Below are 25,743 nucleotides of genomic sequence, written 5' to 3'. Positions count from 1 at the left end.
TTCCTTATTCCCCTTCCTTAAATGTTCTGCTTTTACGGAACTGAAAAATAGCAAATACCGCTACAATTAGACCAATTATTATTGAGATCGCTGCAGCCATACTATATTGAGAGTTTTCAAATGCAAGACTATACACCCAAGAAATAAGAATATCCGTTCCTCCAACATTTTGCCCACGGACTGGTGGTCCACCTTCGTTAAATAAGTAGATAATATTAAAGTTATTGAAGTTCCCCGCGTATTGCATAATCAAAAGGGGTGCTGTCGCAAAAAGAACGTGTGGCATGGTGATAAAACGGAACTTCTGAAAACGACTAGCTCCATCCATATCCGCTGCCTCATACCAATCATCAGAGACACTCTGCAAAATCCCAGTAAATAAGGCGAAAACAAATGGAAAGCCAAGCCACGTCTGAATCATAATTAATGCAATCTTGGTCCAGAATGGATCTGTAAGCCATGGAATACTTGTATTAAAAAGTGGCTCTAATAGATCTCTGTTAATTGCACCAAACCCGTCGTTAAACAAAGCTGCAAAGATCAATATGGTAACAAAGCTTGGCACTGCCCAAGGCAAAATTAACACTGTACGAATCAATCGTTTATATTTAATTCGTTTGTCGTTTACGATCACCGCTAAAAACATCGCAAGCGCAATTTGAGAAGTGGTCGCTGCCGCTGTCCAGACTATCGTCCATGAAAGAACGGAGAAAAAGGTATTTCTCCAAATTGGGATAGTAGCTAAGTCCATAAAGTTTTGAAAGCCGACCCAATCTAATACACTTCTTGGAGGCGCATTAAATAAGTTGTAATTAGTAAAGGCCAACACAATCATAAATAGAAGTGGAAAGATTACAGCGATAAATAATAGAATTAATCCTGGCGTAATGAGAACATATGGGAAGCTTTTGTCCCATGAATGTCTAAATCCCTCTCTTATCGATAAAGGCTCGTATCCTTCTTCTCGCTGCCGGGCTATCTTGCGTGCATCTTTTATGTTGAGTATGTAGAAGAGCACTGCAAACATCGTTAAAAATACGGCTACAATACCTTGACCAATTAATGTCCTTGAATCATCAACACCGGGTAATGTGCCAAGTGTTGCGAGCCCCCAGAAACCAATGTTCAGAATGTCATAAAATACAATACCAAAGGCTACTGCCAATAATAAGAAACAAATCCCTTTTAGACGTTGCTTATTATAGATTTGGCCCAATCCAGGTACAATCGAAAGTAAAGCAGCAGTGAGTACACGACTTTTCTTATTTACTTGTAGTGAATGATGTTGAGGTTTCATTCATCTCCAAGCCCCCATAATTTCAATTTCATCTTCTATCATTCCTTGAGTTTCTAGTAACACTTCTTCCGCATCGTCCCCATTACTTATAAAGATCAGCGCATCACCGAGAGGTTCCCACACGGCTGAAACAGCAGGGATATTCGGCATAAACTGAGCGTATTCCAATTGCTCGACAAACCCATCGTATAATTCATTTTCTAGTTCAATGTCATCACGCGCCGGAATCTCCTGAGCGTACTCAAAGAAAATTTCAGAGCTTTCCTTACTCGTCATAAACAAAGCCAGTTCTTTTGCCCAATTTATATGGTCACTGTATTGATTAACCATCCAACCTTTCACTCCAGCAAAAGATTTGAGTCTTTCTCCATCAATCATTGGAAGAGGAGCTGTTTCAAGACTGTCCCCTAAAGCATTGCGATAATCATTAATGTTCCAAGGCCCAGATACAACAGCCCCTACATTCCCTTGTAAAAATAAACCATTCATAATATCTGCATTTAAGTTTCTTGGTAGATAGCCTTTTTCATACCATGATCTAATTAATTCAGTTCCTTCCACTGTCCCTTGATTCGAAAGACCAATATCCCCAACATCATATCCTCCGTTTTCTTCACCGAAGAAATATCCTCCGTATGCTGCTAAAAAAGGATAAGCAAAAAATGCATTCTGAGCTTCGAGTAGAAATCCATACTGATCGTTTGCAGGAATCGTTAGTTCTTCACCAATTTGCTCGAGCTCTTCAAGCGTCTCTGGTGCTTCAGAAATGAGTTCGTTATTGTACATTAATGCGTAGGTTTCTACTGACGCTTGGAATGCCAATTTGGGCTCCATCATAGCTAAGAGCCTCTAAAGAGCCATCTATATAACCCTCTTTCTGCTCCTCAGTTAGATCTAATTCAGCTGCAACTCCTTGAAGATATGCGTTCCCAGTCATATCGTTAGGCTGAAAAAATAAGTCTGGCCCTCTACCTGAGGGTGCATCGAGTGACATTGCTTCTAGTTGATCGAAAAGACCAAAAGGTACTAAATGGACATCAATACCTGTTTCCTGTGTAAATGCATCCGCAATTTCCTTGTATGCTTCTAAATACGTCTCAGTATCATGAACCCAAACTTGTAAAGAATCAGGCTTATTTGCTTCTGTCGCTTCATCAGGTACTAATTCCTCTACTTCATCTCCCCGCTCCGGTCCACAAGCAGTTAATGTTAGAGAAAGACCTACAACTACAGGTATAAAATAGCTTTTAACGTTACTCATTTTCAAACCCTCCTCTATTTTTATGTAAAACCTTACAACTTACGCAAACGTTTGCATAAAACAATGAAAGTGTTTTCATTAACTATAGATTAGTATAGTATCTAGTTTTTATTTTAGCAATATATTTCAAGAAAACGTTTGCATTATTTCGTTGACAGTCGATCTGGCTTGTTCTAAACTTTAGCTATTCTATTGATATGGAGGTACTATTCATGATATTTACTGCTATTAGTCATCTACAAACTCCTGCTGAACTTTATTCTATCGACAAAGAATCTGTTTGCGTGCGTATAAAAACAGCCAAAAATGATGTTCTTCAAGTGACAATCATACATGGCGATCCATATGTATGGGATCAAGACATTTGGCAGTCTTCTGAAACATTTATGTCACTCATTGGCTCTGATGATCTTCACGATTATTGGACAGTCACCCTTCAATTGCCACATTACCGCTTACGTTACGGATTCATCCTAACCTCAACGGATGAATCTGTTGTTTATACAGAGCGTGGCTTCTATCAAGAGAAACCTAAACATGTTTCTCCTTATTTCTGTTTACCCTATCTCCACGAGAATGAGATATTCTCTCCTCCAAGTTGGGTAAAAGATACGGTTTGGTATCAAATCTTTCCGGAACGCTTCTCAAATGGGGATTCCACCATTAATCCAGATAACGTCTTACCATGGGGAAGCGAAAAACCAAAAGTCGATTCATTTTTTGGTGGTGACTTACAAGGAGTAATCAATCATCTGGATTACTTAAGCGGTCTCGGCATTAACGGAATTTATTTCACACCCATTTTTAAAGCGTTCTCAAATCACAAATATGACACGATCGATTATATGCAGATCGACCCGCAATTTGGCGATGAGCAGACCTTAAAGAAACTCGTACAGGAATGTCATAAACGAGGGATACGGGTCATGCTAGATGCGGTTTTTAATCACAGCGGGTATTACTTTAAGCCATTTCAAGATGTACTCAAATATGGAGAGGATTCTCGGTACAGAGATTGGTTTCACCCACATAGCTATCCATTAGATCCTCATGCACAGAAACCTAATTACGAAACATTTGCCTTTGTTGGCATGATGCCAAAATTAAATACAGCTAATCCAGAAGTGAAGGAATACTTACTTCAGGTTGCCCGTTATTGGATTGAAACGTTTGATATTGATGGATGGCGCCTTGATGTGGCTAACGAAGTTGATCATGAATTTTGGCGAGACTTCCGCCGCACTGTGAAGGAAACAAAAGAGGATGTGTATATTCTAGGGGAAATCTGGCATCAATCCACACCTTGGCTTGCGGGAGATCAATTTGATGCAGTGATGAATTATCCTTTAACAGATGCTATTCAAGATTTCATCCTGCGTGGTGAGACTGCAGGTTCATTTAAACAGACTATTACTAGACATTTATTCAGCTATCCTCATCCTGTTAATCAAGTTCAATTCAACTTACTCGACAGTCATGATACAGCTCGTGTGTTAACAGAAAGTAATGGCAATAAAAATCAAGTGATGCTTCAATATCTTATGCTCTTCTCTTTTCCTGGTTCTCCATGCATTTACTATGGAGATGAGATTGGTATGGCTTGGTGATAATGACCCTGGTTGCCGTGCATGTATGATTTGGGATGAAAATAAACAAGATACCGTTTTATTTAACTTCGTGAAGGATCTCATCCAATGGCGCAAAGAGCTGTCCGCAATGGGAACGTATGAAACCATTCAATTTTATGACTCTGGTATTAATGATGTACTGCTTTATTCAACCCATACAAAAGAGGAAACCCTTCTTTTTGCTATTAACCGAAGTCAAACAGAGCAATCGATTTTGATTCCGGAAGTGCTGATAAACCATACACTTGTTGACCACACAAGTGGAGCTAGCTTAGACAGTCATTCTCCTTTAATTGTAGATAAGGAAAGTTATCGTTTAATAAAAAAACGATCGCATTAAACGTAAAAAGCTGCTTGTTCCCAAAAGGGACCAAGCAGCTTTTAATGTACCTTTTTAAAAACCTTAGTTACTTATTCTGTGTGGCATATTCCTTCATCGCATCACGCATAAACTCAGACAATCCAGCACCAAATTGGTCAATGTTCTTAGTAAAGCGCTCATCAGCTACATACATCTCTCCTAAACCTGCAAAAGCATCTAATGAATACGTACCAATGTTTTTTAGAAAGCTGTACCATTCATGAATCGCTTCTTGTGCTTCCTTGCTGCTTGGATCTAGGTGGCGCACGGCTGCTAAATCACGGTAGATCTGATTCATTTGGTCTCCAAGCTCTTTCTCTTTTCCTTTCACATGAGCGGCGGCATCATCTACAACTTGATCTCCCCAAGCGCTCACGTGCCTCATCCTCGTGTTTGTTCCAACCTGTAAAATCAAATCCTGAAAATTTTTCTTTGTTTGACATCTGAATCTCACCCTTCTTAGATCTAAGTGTCCTCTCAATGGTTACGATCATTTGATCAATTTGATTGCGGCGCTCTGTAAGCATTTTTCGGTGAAGCTGCAGAGCTTTCTCCTGATCAAAGTCTGGACTACTCATAATTTCTTTGATTTTTTTCAGAGGGAAATCCAACTCTCTATAAAAGAGAATGTGCTGTAAGTCATCAATATTGTTCTGTGAATACAAGCGATAACCTGATTCGGTCACTTCATCCGGACTGAGTAACCCAATCTCATCATAGTGGTGAAGTGTGCGCACACTTATACCTACCAAATTAGCTACCTCTTTTATCTTCAACATCTGACTCACCTCCCTCAAAACCAACAATAAGCTATCACGTAACGTGAGAGTCAAACCCAAAATTTAATCTAAGATTTCTTTATTTTTTCGATAAGATCTTCTAAGAGACAGATAATTTAGTGTAAACAAGAACATTGATGCAATAAGAGCTAATATGCTACTACTTAACCAATCACTGTTATTCATAAATAGAAATGACAAAAGTAAAAAAGTAAATAAAAAACCAATCGATCTAACTGAAATCACTTTTACTTGCTTCTGGTAGTCCTCATGTCGGGCGATGTCCGTAAATTCAATTCCTGAGAATGTATACCGTAGAGTTGTATACAAGCAGTATAATCCTAAGCCAATAAGAGCAACTAGTTGAGGTGTTAAGAGGATCGGAAGCAAATCTCCTACTAATAAAATTCCCACTAAATAAAGTATTAGTACAAATGCGCCTTCTGTTAAAAAATATAGAATTTGCTCTCGTTTATATTCATCATTTGGCAATAAAAAAGAAACCCAAGATCTCATCTATTCTACCTCCCAAAATAATTGATCTAGTGTTTTATCCAGCTTTTTTGCAATTGCCACACACAGTTGCAAGCTTGGATTATATTGACCTTTTTCAATTAATCCGATTGTCTGTCTTGTTACCTTAACAGCCGCAGCAAGCTGCTCCTGTGTTAACGACTTCTCAACTCGAGCTACCTTTATTCTGTTCTGCAACGTTTTCACTCCAACTCAAAAAGCAATATATAGATTACATAACGTAAACTATATATTGCCTTTTAATAGATTGTCAAGATCTGTATTAGCACTTCTTCTCAAAAGACACAATCCAGAGACCCTCTGGCATATACGTTTTTGTCTTTTGCTTAAACCCTTGCTTTAGATATGCTCTCACCGCTTGTTCATTATTTAAAGCTGTTGAAACTTTTATCATTCTGGTCTGTTGATTCAGTGAGCTTACAAATGTTAAAAGCTGAGTGGCGATTCCTTTTCTAAAGTAGTCTGGATGAATCATTAATCGTGTAATATGAATGATACGTTCATTCCAATCAATCGAAATGACGCCTGCTAAATCCTTGTTTTGATAATACCCGTAAAAGATTTCCTCACTTTGCTGAATATCCTGCGCACGTTCACGCAATGGTGGAAAATCTTGCACACCAATGATGTCTGCTTCCACCTGATAAGAGAGCATCTGAAGCTCCCAGACTTTTGTAGCCATCTCAGCTAAATCAATCTCAATTTCCTTAATCACGATATTTCTTAAAGGCTACCACAGCATTATGTCCGCCAAAGCCAAAACCATTAGACAAAGCATATTCAATGGATATGCTCACTGCTTGGTTTGGTACGTAGTCTAAATCACATGCTTCGTCTGGTGTCTCATAATTAATGGTTGGAGGAGCGATGTCTTGTTGAACAGCATGTAAGGTCGCAATTGCTTCAATTCCGCCTGCTGCACCAAAAAGATGACCAGTCATGGACTTTGTTGAGCTGACTTTTAATTGGTATGCTGCATCGCCAAATACCTGCTTAATGGCTTTTGTTTCAGACTGATCTCCTTCAGGTGTGCTTGTCCCATGAGCATTAATGTATTGAACATTTTCTTTGTTGATACTACCCATCTCAAGTGCTAACTTCATGGCTCGCTCCGCACCACTTGGATCTGGTGAGGTGATATGATAGGCGTCCGTTGTTGAGCCGTATCCAACGATTTCTCCTAATATCGTTGCTCCACGATTTAAGGCATGCTCATACTCTTCAAGAAACAGGATTCCCGCGCCTTCAGACATCACAAAACCATCGCGGTTTTTATCAAAAGGTCTACTGGCTAATTCAGGTGAATCGTTTAATGTTGACATTGCTCTCATTCTTGAGAAGCCTGCATAGGCAAGTGGGTTAATTGGTGCCTCTGCTCCACCAGCGAGAATACCATCAGAGTAACCATGCTTAATATTCAAAAACGCTTCACCAATCGCGTGGTTAGCGGTCGCACAGGCGGACACTGGTGAAAAGCTTGGTCCTTTAAAGCCCGTTTTCATTGAAACAATTCCCGTGGCCATATTTCCGATCATCATTGGCACCATGAATGGCGAAACTCTTCTTGGACCTTTCTCTAAAAGAGCGGAATGATTTTCTAAAGTAGTATCAATTCCGCCAATTCCAGAACCAATATAGACACCCATCCGCTCACCATTGACCTGCTCTAAATCTAGCTTAGACTGCTTAAGTGCTTGCATCGATGCTGCATACGCAAACTGGGCAAACCGATCATATTTGCCAATCTCTTTTTTCTCCATGTACTCTTCGGGTTTAAAATCAGTGATATATCCACCAATCTGAGTTGCAATTCCTTCATATGCTTCAGACTCAATTCGTTTAATACCTGATTTGCCCTGCTTTAAATGACTCCAAAATGCCTCTACAGTATTTCCAAGTGGCGAAATAACACCTGTTCCTGTTACAACAACTCTGCGTCCCATGTTTGCACCTCTATTTTTCTATTTTAAAAGAAGTCTAACCTGACCTAATATCTTCTCTAGCACCGTTTCATTTATGGCACGTTTATATTGCAAGCCACCTTTTATTGTTGAAAGCAATAACCAAGACAAATCCTCTAGGTCCTCTTTTGTTGTGCCTTGAATAGCTCCCTCATTCTTAGCATCCCTCAATAATTCGACCATACTAAATGCCTCTAATTGACTTAACCTTTTAACTTCTTCCTGTAAATCATTTGTTAACTCGTTCATATCTGCTTGAAAAGCCGTCACCGGACAAATTCCAGTTGAAGAGATATGTTGCATCCGTCTTAAAATAAATGCATACGGTCGATCTTTCACTTGGATAGATGAATGATTGAGTTCATCTGCCAACTCCTCTAATCCTTCACGAAGATGAGAGCAAACAGCCAAACCTAAGTCTTCTTTTTTTTCAAAATGATAATGTATGCTGGCTTTGGTTACTTGTAATTCTTTCGATAAATCATCGTAACTAAAGTTCATATAACCCATTTCTTGAATCTTTTCCACTGCTAATTTAATGATTTGTTCTTTTCTATTTTTCATTTTTTTATACTAACTTACTAGTAGGTAAGTGTCAATGAAGTATGCTTACTCTATACCAAAGCTTGTGAGTAATTGAGTTGTTTTGTTACATACAACATCTGGTTTCTGAGTAAAAGTTGGCTGGTAGTCTGGTAACCAGTAAACACCAACCGTGCGAACACCTGCATCAATGCCTGCCAGAATATCTGCATCACTATCACCAAGGTAAATCGTATCCTCATTTGTAACTCCTAGCCTTTTCATCGCTTGTTGAATCCCTTCTGGATGAGGTTTTGCATTAGTCACATCGTCTCCTGTTATCACCACATCAAAATACGATGTCATCTTCAGAGCTTCTAATGATAAATCTAGGCTCCGCTGTGCTTTGCCTGTTACAATGCCTAATTGATACCCTTTCCTCCTTAAATCTCCTAACAACTCAATGATTTCCGGAGAATGAGGTACCAATTTATCATGCGTTTCAGAGTAAACAGTATAATATAATTCAATCGCACTAGATGAGTCTGTGTGCTTCAGATTTTCCCGAATAATACCTGTCTCAGATGGTCCAAACATGCTTATGATGTCCTCATTCGTTAATTCTCTCTCATCAAACCTGCGAAATACTTCTTGAAAAGCTTCAAAACAAACAGGCAATGTGTGCGCGAGTGTACCATCAAAGTCAAATAAGATTGCCTTCATATGATCACATCCTTTTTAGTTTAGTTATGCGAATAGCGCTTTTGCTTCTAATAACCACGCTATAAGACGCCAACGTTTGGATATATATGCCGTTTTCTTTTTGCGAGTAATGCTTTTTTAGATTTGATTAGCAGTCTTAGCAGGTGTAGCGATCCAGAACATCTTTTCCCGATCTCCCTTAGCTATCTACTTTTCAACAAAGCCACATTTCACATCCATCACCGTAGCGTTTATACCTTGCTTGTTCTCCCTCATTCATCCACTACCTGAATTCTGCGACATGATTGCTTCAGCATATTTTTTTAGGTTTGGTAAGTATTCTCTAATCTCGGCTACTCGTTTGTCTAGATCATCTGTGCTGGTTATACCTAGATCTGCTAATAAAGAATTAAAACCAGGCATGTGCAAAAGCTTTGGTGCATCAAGTGCAAATATTTGATGGCAGCGTGCATAGGTTGCAACCATCCAGAAAACGGCTTCTCGATGAGACCCGGCTTTAATAAGCTCGCAACTTCCATCAATAGCGATTGATCTAGCCTCTTTTGTGATGTCTGAACTAAAAAAAAGCGGTGTTTTGGCAATAGATACAGCTGCGTCAAATGTTGTTTCCAGCTGATTAAGATGAGAGGAGATTCTGTCTGAACTAAGCTCCCGGCAACCTAGAAAGTCCAAAAGCTCCTCGTATACATGGTCCAAATCGTAGGTCCGCAAAAGCTTTTTTACATTCAGATATCTCAATCGAACCGTTGGATTTTGAAGATCTGCTACGAGCAAAACATGAGTCATAACACCTGCAGCAAATAGCCACGCCATCACCTGATCTGCCCACTGTGTTTTGTTTGAGTGACTATCTAAATTATTGGTTATTCGCTCTAGAGCATCCTCACATCTTGCTTCTACCCACATTCTTTTTGGGAAGAGATCTGCAACCTTTGCTTGGATTTTTTGTAACTCGCCTGTGGGATCTGAGAGGATCATTTTGCTCTTTAAGCTATTTGCAAGATGGTAGGAACCAAGTATCCTCTCTGAATTTTGAAACTGCGCCCAAGGAAGGTACGTCACATCTAAAAGCACACCCTGATAGACAATCTTACCGGGTTTCATTGGGATATCCGCTTGATTTAGAATAATCAGAACATCTAGATCAGAGCTCTTGGGTAACTTAGAATGGTCCTCCCTATATACAATGGAGCCAGCCAGATATGCACTATGAAAAGTCGGTAGTTCAGTAGATACTTGAGAAATCCATTCTGTCGCGATCTGTTTTGCTTTTTTTTACATTCATGATGTTATCCACCTTTATCGTGAATTATCGAGACCTAAGCACATGATCCTCCCAATACCCTTCAAGCTGAAGCTTCCCTACCTTTGTCCATTCAGGCAGACCTGATAATGTTCTGTTGTTCATGAGTAAAATCATAAAAATTTGATTTTAAGAACTCTAAAGGTGCTCTCTCCACTCCAATGACATCGGGTTTCACACGATCAAAAAATGCTCGATATACAGCAGGTTGACACGATTTTGAAACTAATTGATTGGCATGTCCAACACCTAATATAACTAATGTTGTCTTTTTTTGATTAGGTTTAGATACCATTCCAAACCTCCTCCGCTTCTTCCATTACTCGCTCAATTAGTTCTTCTGCTGATTGTAAAGAAGCAAGCATTGGGCTTTGCCCCGACCATAGTGACATAAATTCACGATTGTTTTGATTGGAAGACGCTGCACGAATTGACTTAGTTAACGCATTTTGAATTGGAAAAACAGGAAGGTCATGTTCATGTTTCTGCATCATTCGTATAAACGTGTTATTGATTCCTCTCGCCTTTTTACCTGAAAACGCACTTGTTAACGTTGTTTGACTGTCCGTTGCTTTGGTCACGGCCTGCTTATGTATATCTGTTGCTCCACTCTCCGTACATGTTAGGAAAGCCGTTCCCATCTGAACAGCAGCTGCTCCTAAGCAACGAGCCGCCATTAATGCTCTACCATCCATAATGCCACCTGCAGCGATAACAGGAATATTAATCAGACGAACCGCTTGTGGAATCAGTGCCATTAATCCAATAAGACCCTCATCCTCTGTATGCAAGAAGGTACCTCTGTGGCCACCTGCTTCACTACCTTGCAAAATGACCATATCCAATCCAGCTCGCTCGATTTCAATCGCTTCTTTAACTGTAGTAGCGGTTCCAATCAGAATGATATGTTGCTGTTTTAATCGATGAATCACATCACGAGATGGAAGACCAAATGTAAATGTACATACAGGCACTTTCTCTCGAATGATCAGATCTATTAATTGGTGGTAGTTGTCATCGTCACATTTGGCCTCAGGTAGTGAAACTTGATGTTGTTCTATGTGCAAACTTTCATGAATTGGTTCAAGTAGAGTTTTGGATGTATGTAGTGCACAATCCTCTATCTCATAAACATTTGGAACAAAGAGATTCACGCCAAACCAATTTTTAGTCTTTTTCTTGACTGCTTTAATTTCCTTAAGGAGTGCATCTGGATCTAAATACCCTGCGGCTATCATACCAAGGCAACCATTGTTCGAAACGGCTGCTGTTAACTCCGGGGTAGAAATCCCTCCTGCCATTGGGGCTTGAATGATTGGATGTGTCAGATGTAGGCGCTCGTACAAGCTTGCTTGCTTCATTTGGGTCTCCCCTTTTTTATGATTTTATGTCGCTAGCTTCTCGTGTTTTTGTGATTTAATCAATACTGGTACTTTGATTAGTAATGAGCTCTCCTTGCAAAAATTAACTAAACGTATCGCTTTAAAACTTTCTGGATAAATTCAGACTTTGCTTCCGTATAGGCTTCACGATCACCAGCAAATTCGTGTGCAAGTCTCTTTTTTAATGTCGCATATTCTGCTACTAGTTTCGGATTGTTTCGTAGCGTATTGCGAAATTGTAAGTGCTCGTCCCACCTTTCAGACCCCTCTTGAACTATATGTAGATGAGCCACTCGTTTGTTGTTATGTACTTTCACAAAGTATTTTCTCCATTCCCGTTGGTCAAGGCTTGGAGGGACATAGTTCCAATCATGTTCACTTAATACGGCCACCATTTCATCTGATCGGCTAAAATCTTTTACTTTAGTCATAATGTCAATAATCGGTTTGGCTTGTAGCGAAGGAATAGATGTACTACCTATATGCTCAATGTCTATAATCTCAAATGGGTCGAGAAGAGAAAGCAACTGTTTCTTCTCTTCTTCGCCTTTTATTTGCCATTCCGGGGTTGGTTCTTCTATAACAATTGTCTCTTCTGCCCAGACAGGCCACTTGCTTCGATCTTCATGTTCGTTCACACCTAATTACCCCACTTAGATAATTCAAGCGGTTGAAATTGATGGAGCTTTTCCAACAATTCCTCAGCACTATTCTCTGTAATAATTAATTCCTGATAGGCTGGTCGCATAAATCCTTGCTCGATGGTGTGCTCAAGCATTTGTAATAATGGATCATAAAAATTATTTACATTTAAGAAGCTGCATGGTTTATGGTGATAACCAAGTTGAGACCAGGTGAAGACCTCAAACCACTCTTCCAACGTACCAGCCCCTCCTGGCAATGCGATAAATGCGTCAGATAGATCAGCCATCATTGCCTTCCGCTCGTGCATGGTTTTTACGATGTGTTGCTCTGTTAATCCACTATGAGCAATCTCAACATTCATTAACTTTTCAGGAATAACACCAATTACTTCACCACCAGCTTCTAAGCATGCATCTGCAACTGCACCCATGCAGCCCACCTGAGCTCCTCCGTATACAAGTCCTATTCCTTTGTCAGCAAGTAAGGCGCCTAATTTTCTAGCTTGCTCCATGTAGATAGGATCTGACCCTTCACTTGAACCACAAAATACTGCAACTCTTTTTATTTGATGCATAATAATCGCTCCCTTTTCTCTCTATTAATAAGTTGATTTTCGTACCTTTGCTGATATAAACATCGTCATTCCACAGATTACAAAATACGCGGAAGTGTAAAGAGCAATGGCATCCAAGTTACCTAGAATGCTTTCAAGATTCGATCCCCACAAATGTAACTGGCAGCATAAAAGCGAGCAGAAAAACAAGGTATCTATGCCGCTTCAAAAGCATGCTTAAAACGATCAAAATCACAGGAAAAATAATAAAAATAAACAACATTAGGATTGCCTTTATTGAACACTCCTTCTTATTATTAATAGATCATTTTTCTCGTTAAGTATAAGTATTCATTAGTTATCGATTTCTTTCAACATTAAAGCGGTTTTCTTTTCTCAAAAATTGTGAAAAAACTGGTCTGATAAAACTAATCTGTACAATAAAGTAGCAGGCGGGGATTGTTGGAGTTTCGTCGCTTCCAGGATGGGGCACTCTTTCCACGGGGATGGCGCCCATCCGCTTTGTGAGAGCGTCAGTATTTTTAATAGATTATTAGAATTAAATTTAGTGTTTATCTGTAAAAAAAGAGATAGTAGTGTACGAATGAATCAACATGCACGAGCTTAGGTCATAACGAAACAAATAAATATCAAGTGGAATAATTAATAATTCGAATTAACTTGTACAATCTACAGTAGATCTTCATTACTCTGTAAGTAATTCAATCCCGCTTACAAATCATCAGCTTCTTACGGGTGTTCGTCCGATAGGCTAGCCCTACTCTCTTCTTTTTGATGAACAAAAAACCAAACCATTATGTGAGTGAACTCATGATGATTTGGTTTTTTATAGTGTTCATTCATACATAAAGGGACGGCTTGTTTAACCAAACCATCCCTTCTCCTTAGAATGTGTAACTGCTTCAATTCGGTTTTTTACGTCTAATTTTTCTAAGATGACTGACACGTAATTACGAACTGTGCCTATTTTTATATCAAGTTCAATAGAAATTTCTTTTGTGCTTTTCCCATCTGCAATGAGTGAGAGTACTTCTTTTTCGCGTTCCGTTAATGGATTGGTTTCACGGAACACATCATCCATCAGTTCAGGAGCGTATACTCGTTTCCCATCTACCACATGACGAATCGCCTGGGCTAGTTCATCACTTGAACTATCCTTTAATAAGTAGGCACTCACTCCTGCATGAAGGGCTCGTTGGAAATAACCTGATCTAGCAAAGGTGGTGAGGATCACCAATTTGCAATCATAGGATTTTAACTCTTCAGCTGCTTCAAGTCCTGTTTTTTCAGGCATTTCAATATCCATAATACATACGTCAGGCTGATATTTCTTCACATAATCTACGGCTTCCTGCCCAGTTTTGCCTTTTCCGACGATCTCCATGTCATCTTCTAGGTTAAGCAACGCTTCAAGTGCCCCAAGCAGAAGCTGTTGGTCTTCAGCTATATAGATTTTAATCATGAGTTCTCATCCTTGTAGATTATTTTTATGTCATACGGCACCTTTATTCGAAGCTCTGTTCCATTTGATGTATCAACCTCAAGACTGCCATTTACAAACTCAAGACGTTCCTTCATTCCGGCTAGTCCATTTCCTTTTTCAAAATAATTTCCCGTCGCTTTGAAGGTGCCATTATCTCGAACAATCAATAAGAGTTGATCCTCTTTAGCTTGGATAAACGCTTCGCAAGTTGTTGCATTACTATGCTTCACAACATTTGTAACGGCTTCTTTTAAAGACATTGCTAAGATATTTTCCGTAATTAGATTGACGTTTGTTAATACTTCACGATCTTCTTCATGCCATCCCCACGCAATATGGGCTGCTTTTAGCATTTGCGCCGATAGCGTCCGCTCATCTCGTAACCTAAGGCCTTTCATTGAAGAAACTAGTTTCCTCACTTCATTTAATGAAGTTCTCGCCGCTTGCTGTACCTCTTTGATTTCTATTGCTGCCTGTTGCGGATTCTTATAAATTAACTTTCTTGCAAGCTCACTCTTCAAACCAATCATTGAGAGACTTTGACCTAACGTATCATGAAGATCTCTTGCTATTCGCTGCCTTTCCTTCACTTTAATCAGTTCAGCCAGTTGCTCGTTAGCATCCTCAAGCTTATCTTCTAATATATCTCGTTCGTTTTTATTATGAGTGCTAAATGGAAGCAGTATCACGCTGATCCAAGCAATAATGACAAAGGCTAATTGTGGCAAAAACAGATTAGGTTCATTAATAATGCCATAGTTAATGGAAAAAGATGTTGTGCCTAAGTGGATGAAGTATAACAGATAAAAAGACCGCTTATCCCTTATATTACCAATAAAGTAGGCAATAAAAAAGGCAAAAAAGGTATACCCAAATAAAAAAATCGTTGACGTAGAGACACCCATCAAAATAAATGTCCAAAGGTAGATTATCCATCCCTTTGAAAGAAACGCGATTCGATAAAAAATAAAGAAGCTGACAGTTAGTATGACACTTGCAATCATGTCCACTTCAAATGAAAATTGAAAAATATAATAAAAGGGTAGAATGAAGAATACCGCCCATATATAGGGCGATATTCCGCTGTAAGTATGAAGATTAAATTTTTGTATTTTCTCTAACATGAGGACCATCCTATCGATTTGAGGGAGATATTCATCAGTTGGATTACTGAGCCTGTTTTAATGCTTTGTAACCGACAAATCGTTTTTCTGTAGAATCCCAGAGTCTAAATTTTAGTGATTGAAGACTTGTCATTAATGTAACAGTTGGAATGTTTTTTAGTTGTTCCGTTTCATTATGAGCTTCCGCAAGCTTGTAGTTTGGAATTCTTGGACTAAGATGGTGCACATGATGATAGCCAATATTTCCTGTCAGCCACTGAAGTAAAGGTGGCAATTTATAATAAGAGCTTCCTTCCACTGCTGCTTTTACATAATCCCAGTTCTCATCTTCCTCAAAATACGTATCTTCAAATGTATGTTGTACATAGAATAACCAAATTCCCAACATACCCGAGATAAAGAAGATCGGACCTTGAATGAGTAAAAATGCTTGCCAAGCCAACAAGCCAGCATGTAAATAAAGCAAAAGCAACGATCAAACCATTTGTAGTGTACGTATTCATTCGTTCCTTTAATGGAGCTCCCTTGCGATTAAAACGGTTCTTAATTAGAAACAAATAAATTGGTCCTAAACCAAACATCACAATTGGATTTCTATATAGCCGATACATCAGTTTTTCCCTTTTTGATGCCGCTTGATACTCTTCAATGGTTAAAACCCATATATCTCCTGTGCCTCGTTTATCAAGATTACTACTAGTTGCATGATGAATAGAGTGATCTCTTTTCCATTGAATGAATGGGAATAATGTCATTACTCCTGTAAGTGTTCCAAGAAAGTGATTCACCTTTTTGCTTTTGAAAAATGATCCGTGACAGCAATCATGAAAAATGATAAAGATACGAATCAAAAAGCCTGATGCGACAATTACAAGTGGCAAAGATAGCCAATAGGAAACGTCCATGAGTAGATAAGCGCCGATCCAAAGGGCGATAAATGGAATAAATGTATTCATTAATTGAGTTATACTATTTTTATTTTCACCTTTAGCGTATTTCATAACTTGCTGAGTTAATTTTTTTGTTTTTTGAGCGTGATCTGTATTAGTCATAGAGCATTCTCCTCCGTTGCTTGCTTATACACTAACTATAAGTCAGCAACAGATTTGGCGTAAGTAGTAACCATCATGTAGGGAGTATGACAGATGTCATACTCCAACCCAAACTAGACAAATTTTCTTACCATTCTTCTTGGCCTTCTCACTAGCTCTCCGCCACAGTTAGGGCAGGTATTTTTCATTTCCTTTGTACAATCTGGACAAAACGTACACTCATATACACATATGTAGGCATACAAATGATCTTTTAGTTTTTTCTCGCAACGTTCACATTTATTTTTCATTTCTAAGGTCATATCAAAACCTCCTAAGATGTAAAAAAAGAATCGCACCAAACAAGTGGCGATTCAAATTTTCTATTATTTTTCAATTAACCTGTAACCAATCAAATCCAACGCTGCTTGAATGCTATTAACCGTTTTGACACCCATTTTTGAGAGCTGATTATTGTTTGATTCCAGCTGTGCAAATTTTGGAGTTATTCCTGTAATGATAACCTCTATTCCCATGATACGCAGGGCTTGTACAATATTATATAAAATCGTTGGAAATACTTGATCTTGTACTGCAAGCTTGGACAGATCAAAAAGGAAATAATCAATTTCTTTCTCCGCCCCATATTGCATCGCTTCATTCATGATTCTTTCTGCACGTGTTTCATCAACGATGCCTTGCAGAGTAAGAATCGATACTTTTTCAGTTATAGGAATAATAGGTACACTTAAATAATTTATATGTTGTCTAGTTTGATCTAACTCAATTAGATAGGAAAGAATCTCTGCACTCGTATGAAGATAGTCAATGTCGTCTTGAGTGAAGTTCTTTTCCTCTTGATCCATAACACAAAGTGTGCCAAATATATTCCCGTCTAAATCCTTTAGTGTAACGCCAAGAAAACCCTTTACACCTAATTGAGAGGTTACTTCGAGCTTCTTTGTTATTTCGTCTTTATTTAAATCCGAAGTGGTCATTACATCCGCATCATCTAAAATGATGAGCCGGCAGTATGTATCACCATATTCAACAGAATATCCTTCAGGGATAGTTTGTGCATCTTTATTAAAGGAGCTAAGGACAGTCATAGCGGACTCTCCTCTTTTTGTCACATAAGCTGTATTCACATTAAGTCGATCACTAATTAATCGAAACATCTTTTTAGAAACCGTTTTTAGTGAATAAAGCTTTTCATCTGTGAGTTTCATACTCTGAGACAAATATACCACTCCTCTTACCTATAATTTACTAGATCAATTGTATCATAAAGTATTGGAGTAACATATGTTACTGAAAACTAATCCACTCTTCTCTCAAAACACCATATCGGATTGAATCATAGTAGATACCATTATTGAGACGGCATTTTCGCAGTCTCGCTTCCTGTGTCATTCCGAGCTTTTCTCCAAGCCTCATCATTCGTTTATTTCCTGACCATGTTGTAAAACCTACTCTAACTAGTGGCAGGGTTTCAAACAAATGAGTAATCCAAGCTTTAAGAAATGGTGTCCCGTATCCCTCATTCCAAAGGTTGGAGTCGTAAATGATAATACCTACCTCTAGCCACTTTGAAGGTTCATGCTCCCAATAATATGACACCGTCCCGATTAACGTATGATCTACAAACAAACCATACACATCATTCTTCTCAAGATAACGATCGCGTACGTCGGTTTCAAATTTCCCATAGGAAAGTGCCTTGTGTTCATAATAAGGAGCATCCCACTTTTTCCATTCAGGGTTTGAGTCCTTGTATGCAAGCTCCCAGTATCTTTTCATATCTTCGCTCTTAAGTGGCCTCATACTCGTATGATCAGTAAGTGTTATCAAACTCTCAACTCCATATGGGTTATTTTTACTTTTAGTGTATCATATACAAATAGCAAGATGGGCTATTTGTAAAATTTCGTATGGTCTGAGTGTGTCTTCTGATCACGATCACGGTTTTCTATCGTTTCTTCCTGAGTCTCTGTATTACCTTTACCTTCATTAGACTCAGTTTGCTTATGCGTAGGATCTGTGTGGTCTTGCCTTTCCTGCTGATCGCGATCACGATTTTCTATTGTATCTTCTTGGGCTTCCGTGTAACCCTTAGGCTCATCTTCTGAATTCTCTTCTTGTTCAAGTCTAGTCTTCCTGTAATCGGATCGTTCACCATGCCGAATTAAATCAAAGATTGCTCGCCCATTTGTCGGTTGACCATCTGGTAGATAAACAGGAATGACATCAAAAAAGATGTAATAGAAAATATAAAACAAAAATGTATTCCAAAACATATTCGCTTCTAAGACACCATTAGCTAAGAGTGTATTTATTAAGAGGCCAAGCAAAAGTGGGCCAACAATAGGTGACGCATAGATCATGCCATGCCAAAAACGATTACTTGGATTCAACTCCTCGTACTCTATCCAGCTATACATAAAAAAGTACTTTCTTACCTCAATCGTTGGCAACGTAAATAATATTGGTCCACTTCCAACGATCAGCTTCTTTTCTTTTGCCCCTAGAATTGTAACAGCTAAATAATAGCCAGATTCACGAATAATTGAAGTGAGTGGTAAAATAATGAGTGCCGCAATAATCAAACGAAATAAATCATCTAAACCGAACATAAACGCCCCTTCTATCTATTTCCTTTGTAAATAGTTGAATAACATTGGTCACACTTTTTATAGTGCTGATCTTTTACGAGTTTCTGAACATAAGCCTCATCATGTGTGCTCTCTCTGCTTGCTAGGGTTGTTGTATGAAACCCACAAGCATCTCGGACAAAGGAGGATCTGTGTATTAGTTTCTGCGTTGTATCAATTAAAAATTTCATCGTATAATTCCCCTTTTTTAGAATATAAAAAAGCCGAAAAGGAGTTTAATCCCTTTCGGCTTACGTTCAGCTCTAATTGTCTGAAGCGTTGCTACCTTGGCTTTTAGTTGGCTTTAAAATAAAGATGATGTAACTAATATCTTCTTGGAAGTCCCAATCAACAAAGATATCCATAATCTCTGCATTAAAGATGTCATTAAAGTCACCAGTTTCAAGAAGACTTTTTTCAAGATGTCTTTTTGTTAGCTTAAGTGGCTCTTCAAATCCCGAACGAATCAATTCCTTTTCGATTCGAACAAGGATACCCGTTCTTTTGACCACTAACGTCCGCTCATTTAAAAAACAAGAATCAACTGAGTCAGGCATTCTCTCTGCCTGTTTGCTAACCTGATCGATCTCTCGATGGATAGCCTCTTGGTTTGGATATTCCTCTACCAATTCATCAGAGGTATTGTTCTCATCCATAACACCTATGATAATTCCTGAACGATTATGTAAAGACCAATCGTAATAAAGCTCAGAAACGTTTATATGATGTGTTGCATTTAGGGTTGCTTTAATCTCTGGAAGTAATTCATTCATTAAGAGGTCTCTGATTTCTTCGACCTTTAGATCTTTTTGCTGAGATATTAATACGCGCTCCATCGGCGAAAGAAATTCTCTAAGGTGCATCGTGATATATGGTTTTTTTATAGACACATACACTGAGGACGGTCCTTTACCAAAATTATCTCGTAGTAACTTCCCTACATAACTTGCAATTTCAGCTTGTACAGTCACTTTATCCATAGTAACAATCCTTTTTTAGAGACAAGAACATTATTTTTCTCGTCCTCTTTTAGTATACTAGTCATCTTTCAATTTTAAAAGGGATTCCACCTATTCTTTGTCAGTATGACTTTGTTAGAAACTTTAATACCCCTTTTCCATCAAATTACTCCTACCCCCAAAATAACGCACCAAAAAACCTTAAGACAGAATAAAGAATGCCCTAAGGTATTTAGTCACTTTCGTGGGAAGCCATTAAAAATTTCTCCGAACTTCATATTATAGATATCATTCACGACGGTGTTAACTTTTCCCTTTTCAGATAGGTGTCCTTCTAAAACGATTTCAACACGTTGATTATTATCTACTAAAACAGCTTGAACTACGAGTGCATCTAATAATATCCCAGTAATGACGGCAATTTGTTGTGGTGACAAACTATATTTATTGAACACCTTATCAAACTGGTTACCATCTTTCCCCATGAATCAAGTCCCCCTTTTACGTTGAAATAATTTCATCACTTCCTAATGTGGCATCAGATCTCCCTGCACCTATACTAAACAGAATAAAGATAACGACAACAATAAAAAACAATGCTCCTGATTTAAAGGAATCACCCATAGATACTCCTCCCACTAATATAGCCTTATGTACCATATGATGTAGAGTTTAATTAGTGACACATAACCATTAAAAAGAATGGTCATGTCGCTAATAATCATTCAAGCTTCTTTGACGAGAATTTTTTTGAAATTCTCAGTTTGATATGAAATCTAACAGGGAAATTAATTAGTAAGACTATTTAGGAGGAGATCATTTGACTGCCATAAAAAAAAGGCAACAGCTTAGAAACAAACTATTAGAAGAATTGTACCAGCATCATTTTAATCACACTGGAAAACCGTTACAGATTGTTGTGACTGAAACAGAAGCAGAAGAGGAACTTGCTTACAAATACCTTGAGGACAAAGGCTATCTTCACACAGAGAGACAAGGACGTGACAATCTCCATATCGAGTTAACAACAGCTGGAATTGATTACGTGGAGCAGCAAGCTAAAGCCTGATTAGCAAAAGCCATGCCACCCAAACTAGGGATGACATGGCTTTTTTCTGCTTTATTTTAGAACTTCTTGAATTTCTATAATCATATCATAAGCTCCGTCTGATAAATTCGAGCAAACAATGACACTTAGCGATGACTTTGGATAATAAACAGCTCTAAAATTCACACCTGGATCATATCCCATCATGATGTGCCTGTTAATCGCTTTGTTATCCATCTCTATATAGTGCCCATAGCCATAATAGAAGTCTTCATCAACTTCAACATGTGGTGTCAGGAAAAGGTTAGACAGATCTTTGCTAAGGAGCTGATTGCTTATAATGGCTTCCCAGAAAACTTGCATATCATTTACAGTGACAAAAACGCCACCATCTGATGCACTTTTAGCTGGTAAGCTGTACACATTTGTTCGATAACCACCATCTGGCTTCTCGATGTAACCCATAGCCGTTCGCTCAGGTAACGAATCCAACTCAAAATAACCAGAATCGTTCATACCAAGTTGATCAAAAATATACTCCTGAACAAAATCACTAAATGTCTGGCCACTCACTTTTTCCACAATTAGCCCGAGCACAATGTAACCTGCATTATTATATTGAAAAAGAGCACCTGGTGATGACTTCATTTTTTCATTTTGAAACAATGGTAGGAAATCCTTTAAGTCTCTAATTAGATACATTGGATGTTTCACCCAAAGCTCTTCAAAATCATCCATCACATCTTCATCAAAGTAATCAGGTATGCCCGAGGTATGTGTTAACAAATGATGAATGGTGATCTCTTTATCAAAGGTAGGAAACTCCTGATTCAAAAATTCCGACAACTTTGAGTCAAAAGACAGTTTTTCCTGAGCAACTAGCAAGCATATTGCTGCAGCTGTAATTGGCTTAGATCCTGAAGCAATACCATAGCGCGTTTCTTCACTATTTTTTATTTTTTCAGATCGATTGGCATAACCATAACTTTTTGTGAAAGAGTCAGACCCCAATTTAGCGTAAACGGTTCCTGAAAATTGCACTTCCTGTTGTTTTGCATCTACATGTTTTTCAAGTTTTTTCGTATCCATATACATTCTCCTCATTTATCTTTTTTGATTGCAGCTCTATTTGATTTCACTCAAAAAAGATAAATCAATAAAGCGTTCACATTTGATGGATTCTAAACATGTGGCACCCCTCCTTTGTTAGTTTTAGTATAGCATGGTGCGCTTTCTTATTTAGATTTATTACTTTACACTCTCTGTATTAATAACCGAAAATTCGACTATTTCAGGTACACCTATCGTTTCGGTAACTACTAGTCTCATTTTATTAATACAAACCAATTTGAAGGTTTGTATTCGCTTATGTCCTATTGCAGTACCTTCTGCGATCGTTTCCCACGCATCATTACGTTCGATTTCTACCTTGTACTTCCTTACTCTTTCACCAAGTAAGATGTTCTCTTTTATAATGACGCCATTTACTTGCGTACTTTTTCCTAATTCTAAATGTATCTTGTTCCCTTTGCCGGTTGTTCTTGATATCGGGTTTGAATAGTTCATTCTGATTCTCTGACTTAGTTCCTCTACTCTCACCATATCAGCTTCTGGAATAAGACCTCGATTGTCTGGCGCCACGTTTAATAATAGGTTGGCACCTCTGCCTATGGATTTTTCATAGATTTCTACCAAATTCTCAAGCGACCTTAATCGGTGCTCATCATTCTCACGCCAGAACCAATGATCTCCTCTAATTGGAACATCACATTCTGCGGGCATCCACTCAGGCGTCCCGGGAAGCCATTGCACCTCATCATTAGAAAACATACTTACTTTAGCATGCTGCCTTGTGTTCCAACAAGGATAAGGAGCAACACCTTCTTCATTGCCCACCCACCGAATCGTAGGCATGCCCATATTAAAAATCATTGCATCAGGCTGATATGCTTTCACTAATTCTATTATTCTATTCCAATCGTATTCACGTCCCTCAGAGCCCGCCCCATCAAACCACACTTCTACGATTGGACCGTATTGAGTTAGTAATTCCGTCAACTGTTCACAGTAAAAATCGTCGTATGCATCTTTATCTTTATAACATGGTTCGTGACGGTCCCATGGGGATAAATAAATACCAAATGGCATTCCTTGCTCCCTACAGGCTTCTGCACATTCTCTTACAACATCACCATTTCCATCTTTCCACGGACTATTTTTCACAGAATAATCAGTTGTATTTGTTGGCCATAAACAAAACCCATCATGGTGTTTAGCTGTTAAGATAAAGTACTTGAAGTCTGCATCCTTAGCCACTTTGACCCATTGTCTAGCATCCAAAGAACTGGGATTAAACGTCTGGGGGGAATCCGTTCCATCTCCCCATTCTTGATTACAAAATGTATTCATACCAAAGTGAACATAAAATCCCAATTCTAGATTTTGCCAAGCTACCTGCTGTATCGTTGGTAGTGCAAGGTCCTCCATTTTCATTTTGTCCTCCTATTGTTAGGCTTTACTTAAAATGTAACCTCAGATCCTGTTTCACTTGATTCATAAATAGCAGTCAAAATCTTCATGATTTCAACGCCATCTTCTACAGGACTAATTGTTTTTGCTTTTCCTTGAACACATTCAACAAAGTGATTAATCTCATTTTGAAATCCTTTAACAAAATCAAAAGTAAGTGTATCAATTTGTGGCGTTGAGTTTAGAATCGTATCATGTCTCTCTGTCATGATCTCTAACTTAGGTTCAATAGTCGCTCCACCTTTTTCCCCAAAAAGATTTACTTCCATTACCTCTTTTTGAGCGTGTAAGGTAAAACTCACATCCACCAATAAAGAAGCACCATTATCAAAGCGAATGAGTGCATTAGATAAATCCTCTACACTGTTTTTACTAGAATCATAGTCTGCTGCTTTGTAATATGACTTATGTTCGATGTTCGCTCTGTTCCCCAATTTGTGATACGTATTTCCAGTTACCGATACAACTTTGGGCTTACCCATTAGATACCAGCATAAATCAATAACATGAACCCCTAAATCAATAAGCGGTCCCCCACCAGAGCGTTCCTTATCTGCAAACCATCCGCCCGGATTTCCTAGTACACGTAAACAAGATGCTTTTGCGTAATAAATCTCACCTAAATCACCAGAATCTATAAATTTCTTTAACACTTGTGTATTCGTAGCAAAGCGGCGAACAAAGCCTACTTGGAGGATCTTACTCTCACTTTCATTTACGGCTTTTTGCATTTCCTCTGCCTCTTTAACTGTTTTACATAGAGGCTTTTCTACTAATACATGCTTGCCAGCTCGCATGGCAGCAATCGATATTTCAGCGTGAGAATCGTTCCACGTACAAATACTAACAGCATCAATTTCATCTAACGCTAGTAACTCTTGATAATCTGAGTAGAACTTATTTGCTCCGTATTTTATAGCTTTTTCTTCCGCTCTATTGATGTTAAGATCACAAACCGCATATATTTCAACGTCGCTATTATTCTTATAAGAATCAAAATGCATCTCGGAAATGGATCCTGCTCCAATTACACCTATTTTGACTGGATTCATTTTATGTAACACCCCTTCTACTGATTTTTTTACAGCGCGTCCCACACTCTTCGGACATTATCCATTGAGATACCCGCCGCTTTTTTGCATTCTTCTATTCCTTCAAACTCTATGGAAATATAGTCATCATAGCCAGATTCTTTAATGACTGAGAGAATATCTTGTAAGGGAATATCTCCATGCCCGGTAATAGCACCCCTCAGGTAATTTCCTGCTGTTGACCTAAACCATCCTTCTCCCGGATCGTAAGAAGAAGCCCGACGAAGATAAAAATCTTTTACATGAACCATTGAAGCTAAGTGAATATTATTCTTCACGGCAGCTAAAGGATCCTCATCCACACATAAGAAGTTACCTGTATCCAGTGTTGTTTTAAAATTTGAACGGTCTACATGGTGAATAAGACGTCTTATCCGATCACTAGCTTGAACATAATAGCCATGATTCTCTATGCTGGTAGTAATATCAAACTGTAATGCATAATCTGCAATCCTTTGACAGCCCTCTATTAACCTAGGTAAATCTTCTTCAAATTGTTCAATGGTTGCTTCTGCTGGTGGTCTAAAAGAAACATCATGTCTCATTCGTTTCACACCAAGGACGCTCGCAATGTCCACTTCTCGTTTCATTCGTTCTATTTCATTCTCAAAGTCCTGCCTGTCTCCTTTTATAAGATCTGCTCCTATTGCATAGTTAGACAGTTCAATATTTAAATGAGCGGCTTTTGAAACAATCATTTCTACTAAATTGGGCTGATCTGTTAACGAATAGCCAATAGGTACAATTTCTACATGTTCTCCTCCATTGTCTGCTGTCCACTGTAGAACATCTAAAATCGACATTTCACCCGAGTTAATCGCTCCCACTAAACTGTAAGAGCTCATTCCTAGTTTCAT

At 38.5% G+C, this 25,743-nt stretch carries 30 protein-coding genes and 2 pseudogenes; 3 read left to right on the top strand and 29 right to left on the bottom strand.

Annotation, left to right across the window (positions count from 1 at the left end; genetic code table 11):
- Window positions 1–4: 4 nt before the first annotated feature.
- From NDM98_RS23060 to NDM98_RS23050, 3 genes are read right to left on the bottom strand one after another with little or no spacing between them, the layout of a single operon-like run.
- The gene (locus tag NDM98_RS23060) at window positions 5–1,297 is read right to left on the bottom strand and encodes a carbohydrate ABC transporter permease (protein ID WP_251611862.1); all 1,293 of its coding nucleotides are present in this window, start codon (window positions 1,295–1,297) and stop codon (window positions 5–7) included.
- Entirely contained in the window at window positions 1,298–2,134 is an 837-nt protein-coding gene (locus tag NDM98_RS23055) for a sugar ABC transporter substrate-binding protein (RefSeq protein WP_251611860.1), read from the bottom strand.
- Complete coding sequence (locus NDM98_RS23050; RefSeq protein ID WP_251611858.1) at window positions 2,073–2,558, bottom strand: sugar ABC transporter substrate-binding protein; 486 nt, start codon at window positions 2,556–2,558, stop codon at window positions 2,073–2,075. The genes NDM98_RS23055 and NDM98_RS23050 overlap by 62 nt, the downstream gene beginning before the upstream one ends.
- A gap of 212 nt (window positions 2,559–2,770) precedes the next feature.
- On the opposite strand from NDM98_RS23050, the gene NDM98_RS23045 reads away from it, so the two are divergent.
- A complete protein-coding gene (locus tag NDM98_RS23045; RefSeq protein ID WP_307728946.1) occupies window positions 2,771–4,165 on the top strand; it encodes a glycoside hydrolase family 13 protein in 1,395 nt (464 codons plus the stop codon).
- A complete protein-coding gene (locus tag NDM98_RS24420) occupies window positions 4,149–4,526 on the top strand; it encodes a hypothetical protein (protein ID WP_307728945.1) in 378 nt (125 codons plus the stop codon). Before NDM98_RS23045 ends, NDM98_RS24420 begins: the two co-directional genes overlap by 17 nt.
- 67 nt (window positions 4,527–4,593) lie before the next feature.
- Here NDM98_RS24420 and NDM98_RS23040 read toward each other — a convergent pair.
- The 22 genes and pseudogenes from NDM98_RS23040 to NDM98_RS23705 all read right to left on the bottom strand — a co-directional run bounded on the left by NDM98_RS23040 (window position 4,594) and on the right by NDM98_RS23705 (window position 20,842).
- A pseudogene (locus tag NDM98_RS23040) lies at window positions 4,594–5,326 on the bottom strand (MerR family transcriptional regulator).
- A 63-nt stretch (window positions 5,327–5,389) separates the two neighbouring features.
- Window positions 5,390–5,842, bottom strand: coding sequence for a hypothetical protein (locus tag NDM98_RS23035; RefSeq protein WP_251611856.1), 453 nt, complete (start codon window positions 5,840–5,842; stop codon window positions 5,390–5,392).
- Window positions 5,843–6,037, bottom strand: coding sequence for a helix-turn-helix transcriptional regulator (locus tag NDM98_RS23030; protein WP_251611854.1), 195 nt, complete (start codon window positions 6,035–6,037; stop codon window positions 5,843–5,845).
- Between the two features lie 85 nt (window positions 6,038–6,122).
- Window positions 6,123–6,575 carry a GNAT family N-acetyltransferase gene (locus NDM98_RS23025; RefSeq protein WP_251611852.1) on the bottom strand — a complete coding sequence of 151 codons (453 nt, stop codon included), beginning with the start codon at window positions 6,573–6,575 and terminating at the stop codon, window positions 6,123–6,125.
- Entirely contained in the window at window positions 6,568–7,803 is a 1,236-nt protein-coding gene (gene fabF / locus NDM98_RS23020) for a beta-ketoacyl-ACP synthase II (RefSeq protein ID WP_251611850.1), read from the bottom strand. The genes NDM98_RS23025 and fabF overlap by 8 nt, the downstream gene beginning before the upstream one ends.
- A gap of 18 nt (window positions 7,804–7,821) precedes the next feature.
- Window positions 7,822–8,385, bottom strand: a complete 564-nt coding sequence (locus NDM98_RS23015) for a TetR/AcrR family transcriptional regulator (protein WP_251611848.1) — start codon at window positions 8,383–8,385, stop codon at window positions 7,822–7,824.
- A 45-nt stretch (window positions 8,386–8,430) separates the two neighbouring features.
- Entirely contained in the window at window positions 8,431–9,066 is a 636-nt protein-coding gene (locus NDM98_RS23010; RefSeq protein WP_251611846.1) for an HAD family hydrolase, read from the bottom strand.
- A gap of 255 nt (window positions 9,067–9,321) precedes the next feature.
- On the bottom strand, window positions 9,322–10,170 hold the full coding sequence (locus NDM98_RS23005; protein WP_251611844.1) for a hypothetical protein: 849 nt from the start codon (window positions 10,168–10,170) through the stop codon (window positions 9,322–9,324).
- 272 nt (window positions 10,171–10,442) lie between these two features.
- The gene (locus NDM98_RS23000) at window positions 10,443–10,664 is read right to left on the bottom strand and encodes a hypothetical protein (protein ID WP_251611842.1); all 222 of its coding nucleotides are present in this window, start codon (window positions 10,662–10,664) and stop codon (window positions 10,443–10,445) included.
- Window positions 10,654–11,730 carry an NAD(P)H-dependent flavin oxidoreductase gene (locus NDM98_RS22995; protein ID WP_251611840.1) on the bottom strand — a complete coding sequence of 359 codons (1,077 nt, stop codon included), beginning with the start codon at window positions 11,728–11,730 and terminating at the stop codon, window positions 10,654–10,656. The genes NDM98_RS23000 and NDM98_RS22995 overlap by 11 nt, the downstream gene beginning before the upstream one ends.
- Before the next feature lie 107 nt (window positions 11,731–11,837).
- Entirely contained in the window at window positions 11,838–12,389 is a 552-nt protein-coding gene (locus NDM98_RS22990) for a GrpB family protein (RefSeq protein ID WP_251611838.1), read from the bottom strand.
- Window positions 12,390–12,391: 2 nt separating this feature from the next.
- Window positions 12,392–12,961 (bottom strand): LOG family protein, encoded by a 570-nt coding sequence (locus NDM98_RS22985; protein WP_251611891.1) that lies wholly within the window; start codon window positions 12,959–12,961, stop codon window positions 12,392–12,394.
- 871 nt (window positions 12,962–13,832) lie between these two features.
- Window positions 13,833–14,432, bottom strand: a complete 600-nt coding sequence (locus tag NDM98_RS22980) for a response regulator transcription factor (protein ID WP_251611836.1) — start codon at window positions 14,430–14,432, stop codon at window positions 13,833–13,835.
- Entirely contained in the window at window positions 14,429–15,577 is a 1,149-nt protein-coding gene (locus NDM98_RS22975) for a sensor histidine kinase (RefSeq protein WP_251611835.1), read from the bottom strand. The genes NDM98_RS22980 and NDM98_RS22975 overlap by 4 nt, the downstream gene beginning before the upstream one ends.
- Window positions 15,578–15,620: 43 nt before the next feature.
- Window positions 15,621–16,482: pseudogene (gene desA / locus NDM98_RS22970) on the bottom strand (Delta(5) desaturase DesA).
- Between the two features lie 260 nt (window positions 16,483–16,742).
- On the bottom strand, window positions 16,743–16,931 hold the full coding sequence (locus tag NDM98_RS22965; RefSeq protein ID WP_251611833.1) for a DUF1272 domain-containing protein: 189 nt from the start codon (window positions 16,929–16,931) through the stop codon (window positions 16,743–16,745).
- Between the two features lie 63 nt (window positions 16,932–16,994).
- Entirely contained in the window at window positions 16,995–17,849 is an 855-nt protein-coding gene (locus NDM98_RS22960; protein ID WP_251611831.1) for an STAS domain-containing protein, read from the bottom strand.
- 67 nt (window positions 17,850–17,916) lie between these two features.
- Entirely contained in the window at window positions 17,917–18,408 is a 492-nt protein-coding gene (locus NDM98_RS22955; RefSeq protein ID WP_251611829.1) for a GNAT family N-acetyltransferase, read from the bottom strand.
- A gap of 113 nt (window positions 18,409–18,521) precedes the next feature.
- Window positions 18,522–19,241 (bottom strand): hypothetical protein, encoded by a 720-nt coding sequence (locus tag NDM98_RS22950; protein WP_251611827.1) that lies wholly within the window; start codon window positions 19,239–19,241, stop codon window positions 18,522–18,524.
- Window positions 19,242–19,522: 281 nt separating this feature from the next.
- Complete coding sequence (locus NDM98_RS22945; protein ID WP_251611825.1) at window positions 19,523–20,239, bottom strand: Na-translocating system protein MpsC family protein; 717 nt, start codon at window positions 20,237–20,239, stop codon at window positions 19,523–19,525.
- Between the two features lie 215 nt (window positions 20,240–20,454).
- A complete protein-coding gene (locus NDM98_RS22940) occupies window positions 20,455–20,703 on the bottom strand; it encodes a hypothetical protein (protein ID WP_251611822.1) in 249 nt (82 codons plus the stop codon).
- A 16-nt stretch (window positions 20,704–20,719) separates the two neighbouring features.
- Window positions 20,720–20,842 carry a hypothetical protein gene (locus NDM98_RS23705; RefSeq protein WP_285804129.1) on the bottom strand — a complete coding sequence of 41 codons (123 nt, stop codon included), beginning with the start codon at window positions 20,840–20,842 and terminating at the stop codon, window positions 20,720–20,722.
- Window positions 20,843–21,038: 196 nt separating this feature from the next.
- On the opposite strand from NDM98_RS23705, the gene NDM98_RS22935 reads away from it, so the two are divergent.
- Window positions 21,039–21,287 carry a hypothetical protein gene (locus tag NDM98_RS22935; protein ID WP_251611820.1) on the top strand — a complete coding sequence of 83 codons (249 nt, stop codon included), beginning with the start codon at window positions 21,039–21,041 and terminating at the stop codon, window positions 21,285–21,287.
- Window positions 21,288–21,338: 51 nt separating this feature from the next.
- On the opposite strand, the gene NDM98_RS22930 is transcribed toward NDM98_RS22935, so the two are convergent.
- From NDM98_RS22930 to NDM98_RS22915, 4 genes are all read right to left on the bottom strand, one after another.
- The gene (locus tag NDM98_RS22930) at window positions 21,339–22,355 is read right to left on the bottom strand and encodes a serine hydrolase domain-containing protein (protein ID WP_251611818.1); all 1,017 of its coding nucleotides are present in this window, start codon (window positions 22,353–22,355) and stop codon (window positions 21,339–21,341) included.
- Between the two features lie 159 nt (window positions 22,356–22,514).
- A complete protein-coding gene (locus NDM98_RS22925) occupies window positions 22,515–23,753 on the bottom strand; it encodes an alpha-L-fucosidase (RefSeq protein WP_251611889.1) in 1,239 nt (412 codons plus the stop codon).
- 32 nt (window positions 23,754–23,785) lie between these two features.
- Window positions 23,786–24,847 carry a Gfo/Idh/MocA family protein gene (locus NDM98_RS22920; RefSeq protein ID WP_251611816.1) on the bottom strand — a complete coding sequence of 354 codons (1,062 nt, stop codon included), beginning with the start codon at window positions 24,845–24,847 and terminating at the stop codon, window positions 23,786–23,788.
- A gap of 29 nt (window positions 24,848–24,876) precedes the next feature.
- Complete coding sequence (locus tag NDM98_RS22915) at window positions 24,877–25,743, bottom strand: sugar phosphate isomerase/epimerase family protein (RefSeq protein ID WP_251611814.1); 867 nt, start codon at window positions 25,741–25,743, stop codon at window positions 24,877–24,879.

Origin of the sequence: Alkalicoccobacillus plakortidis, assembly GCF_023703085.1 — a bacterium.
In the GTDB taxonomy this organism is placed as follows: Bacteria; Bacillota; Bacilli; order Bacillales; family Bacillaceae_D; genus Alkalicoccobacillus; species Alkalicoccobacillus plakortidis.
This window is presented reverse-complemented; position numbering and strand designations above follow the sequence as displayed.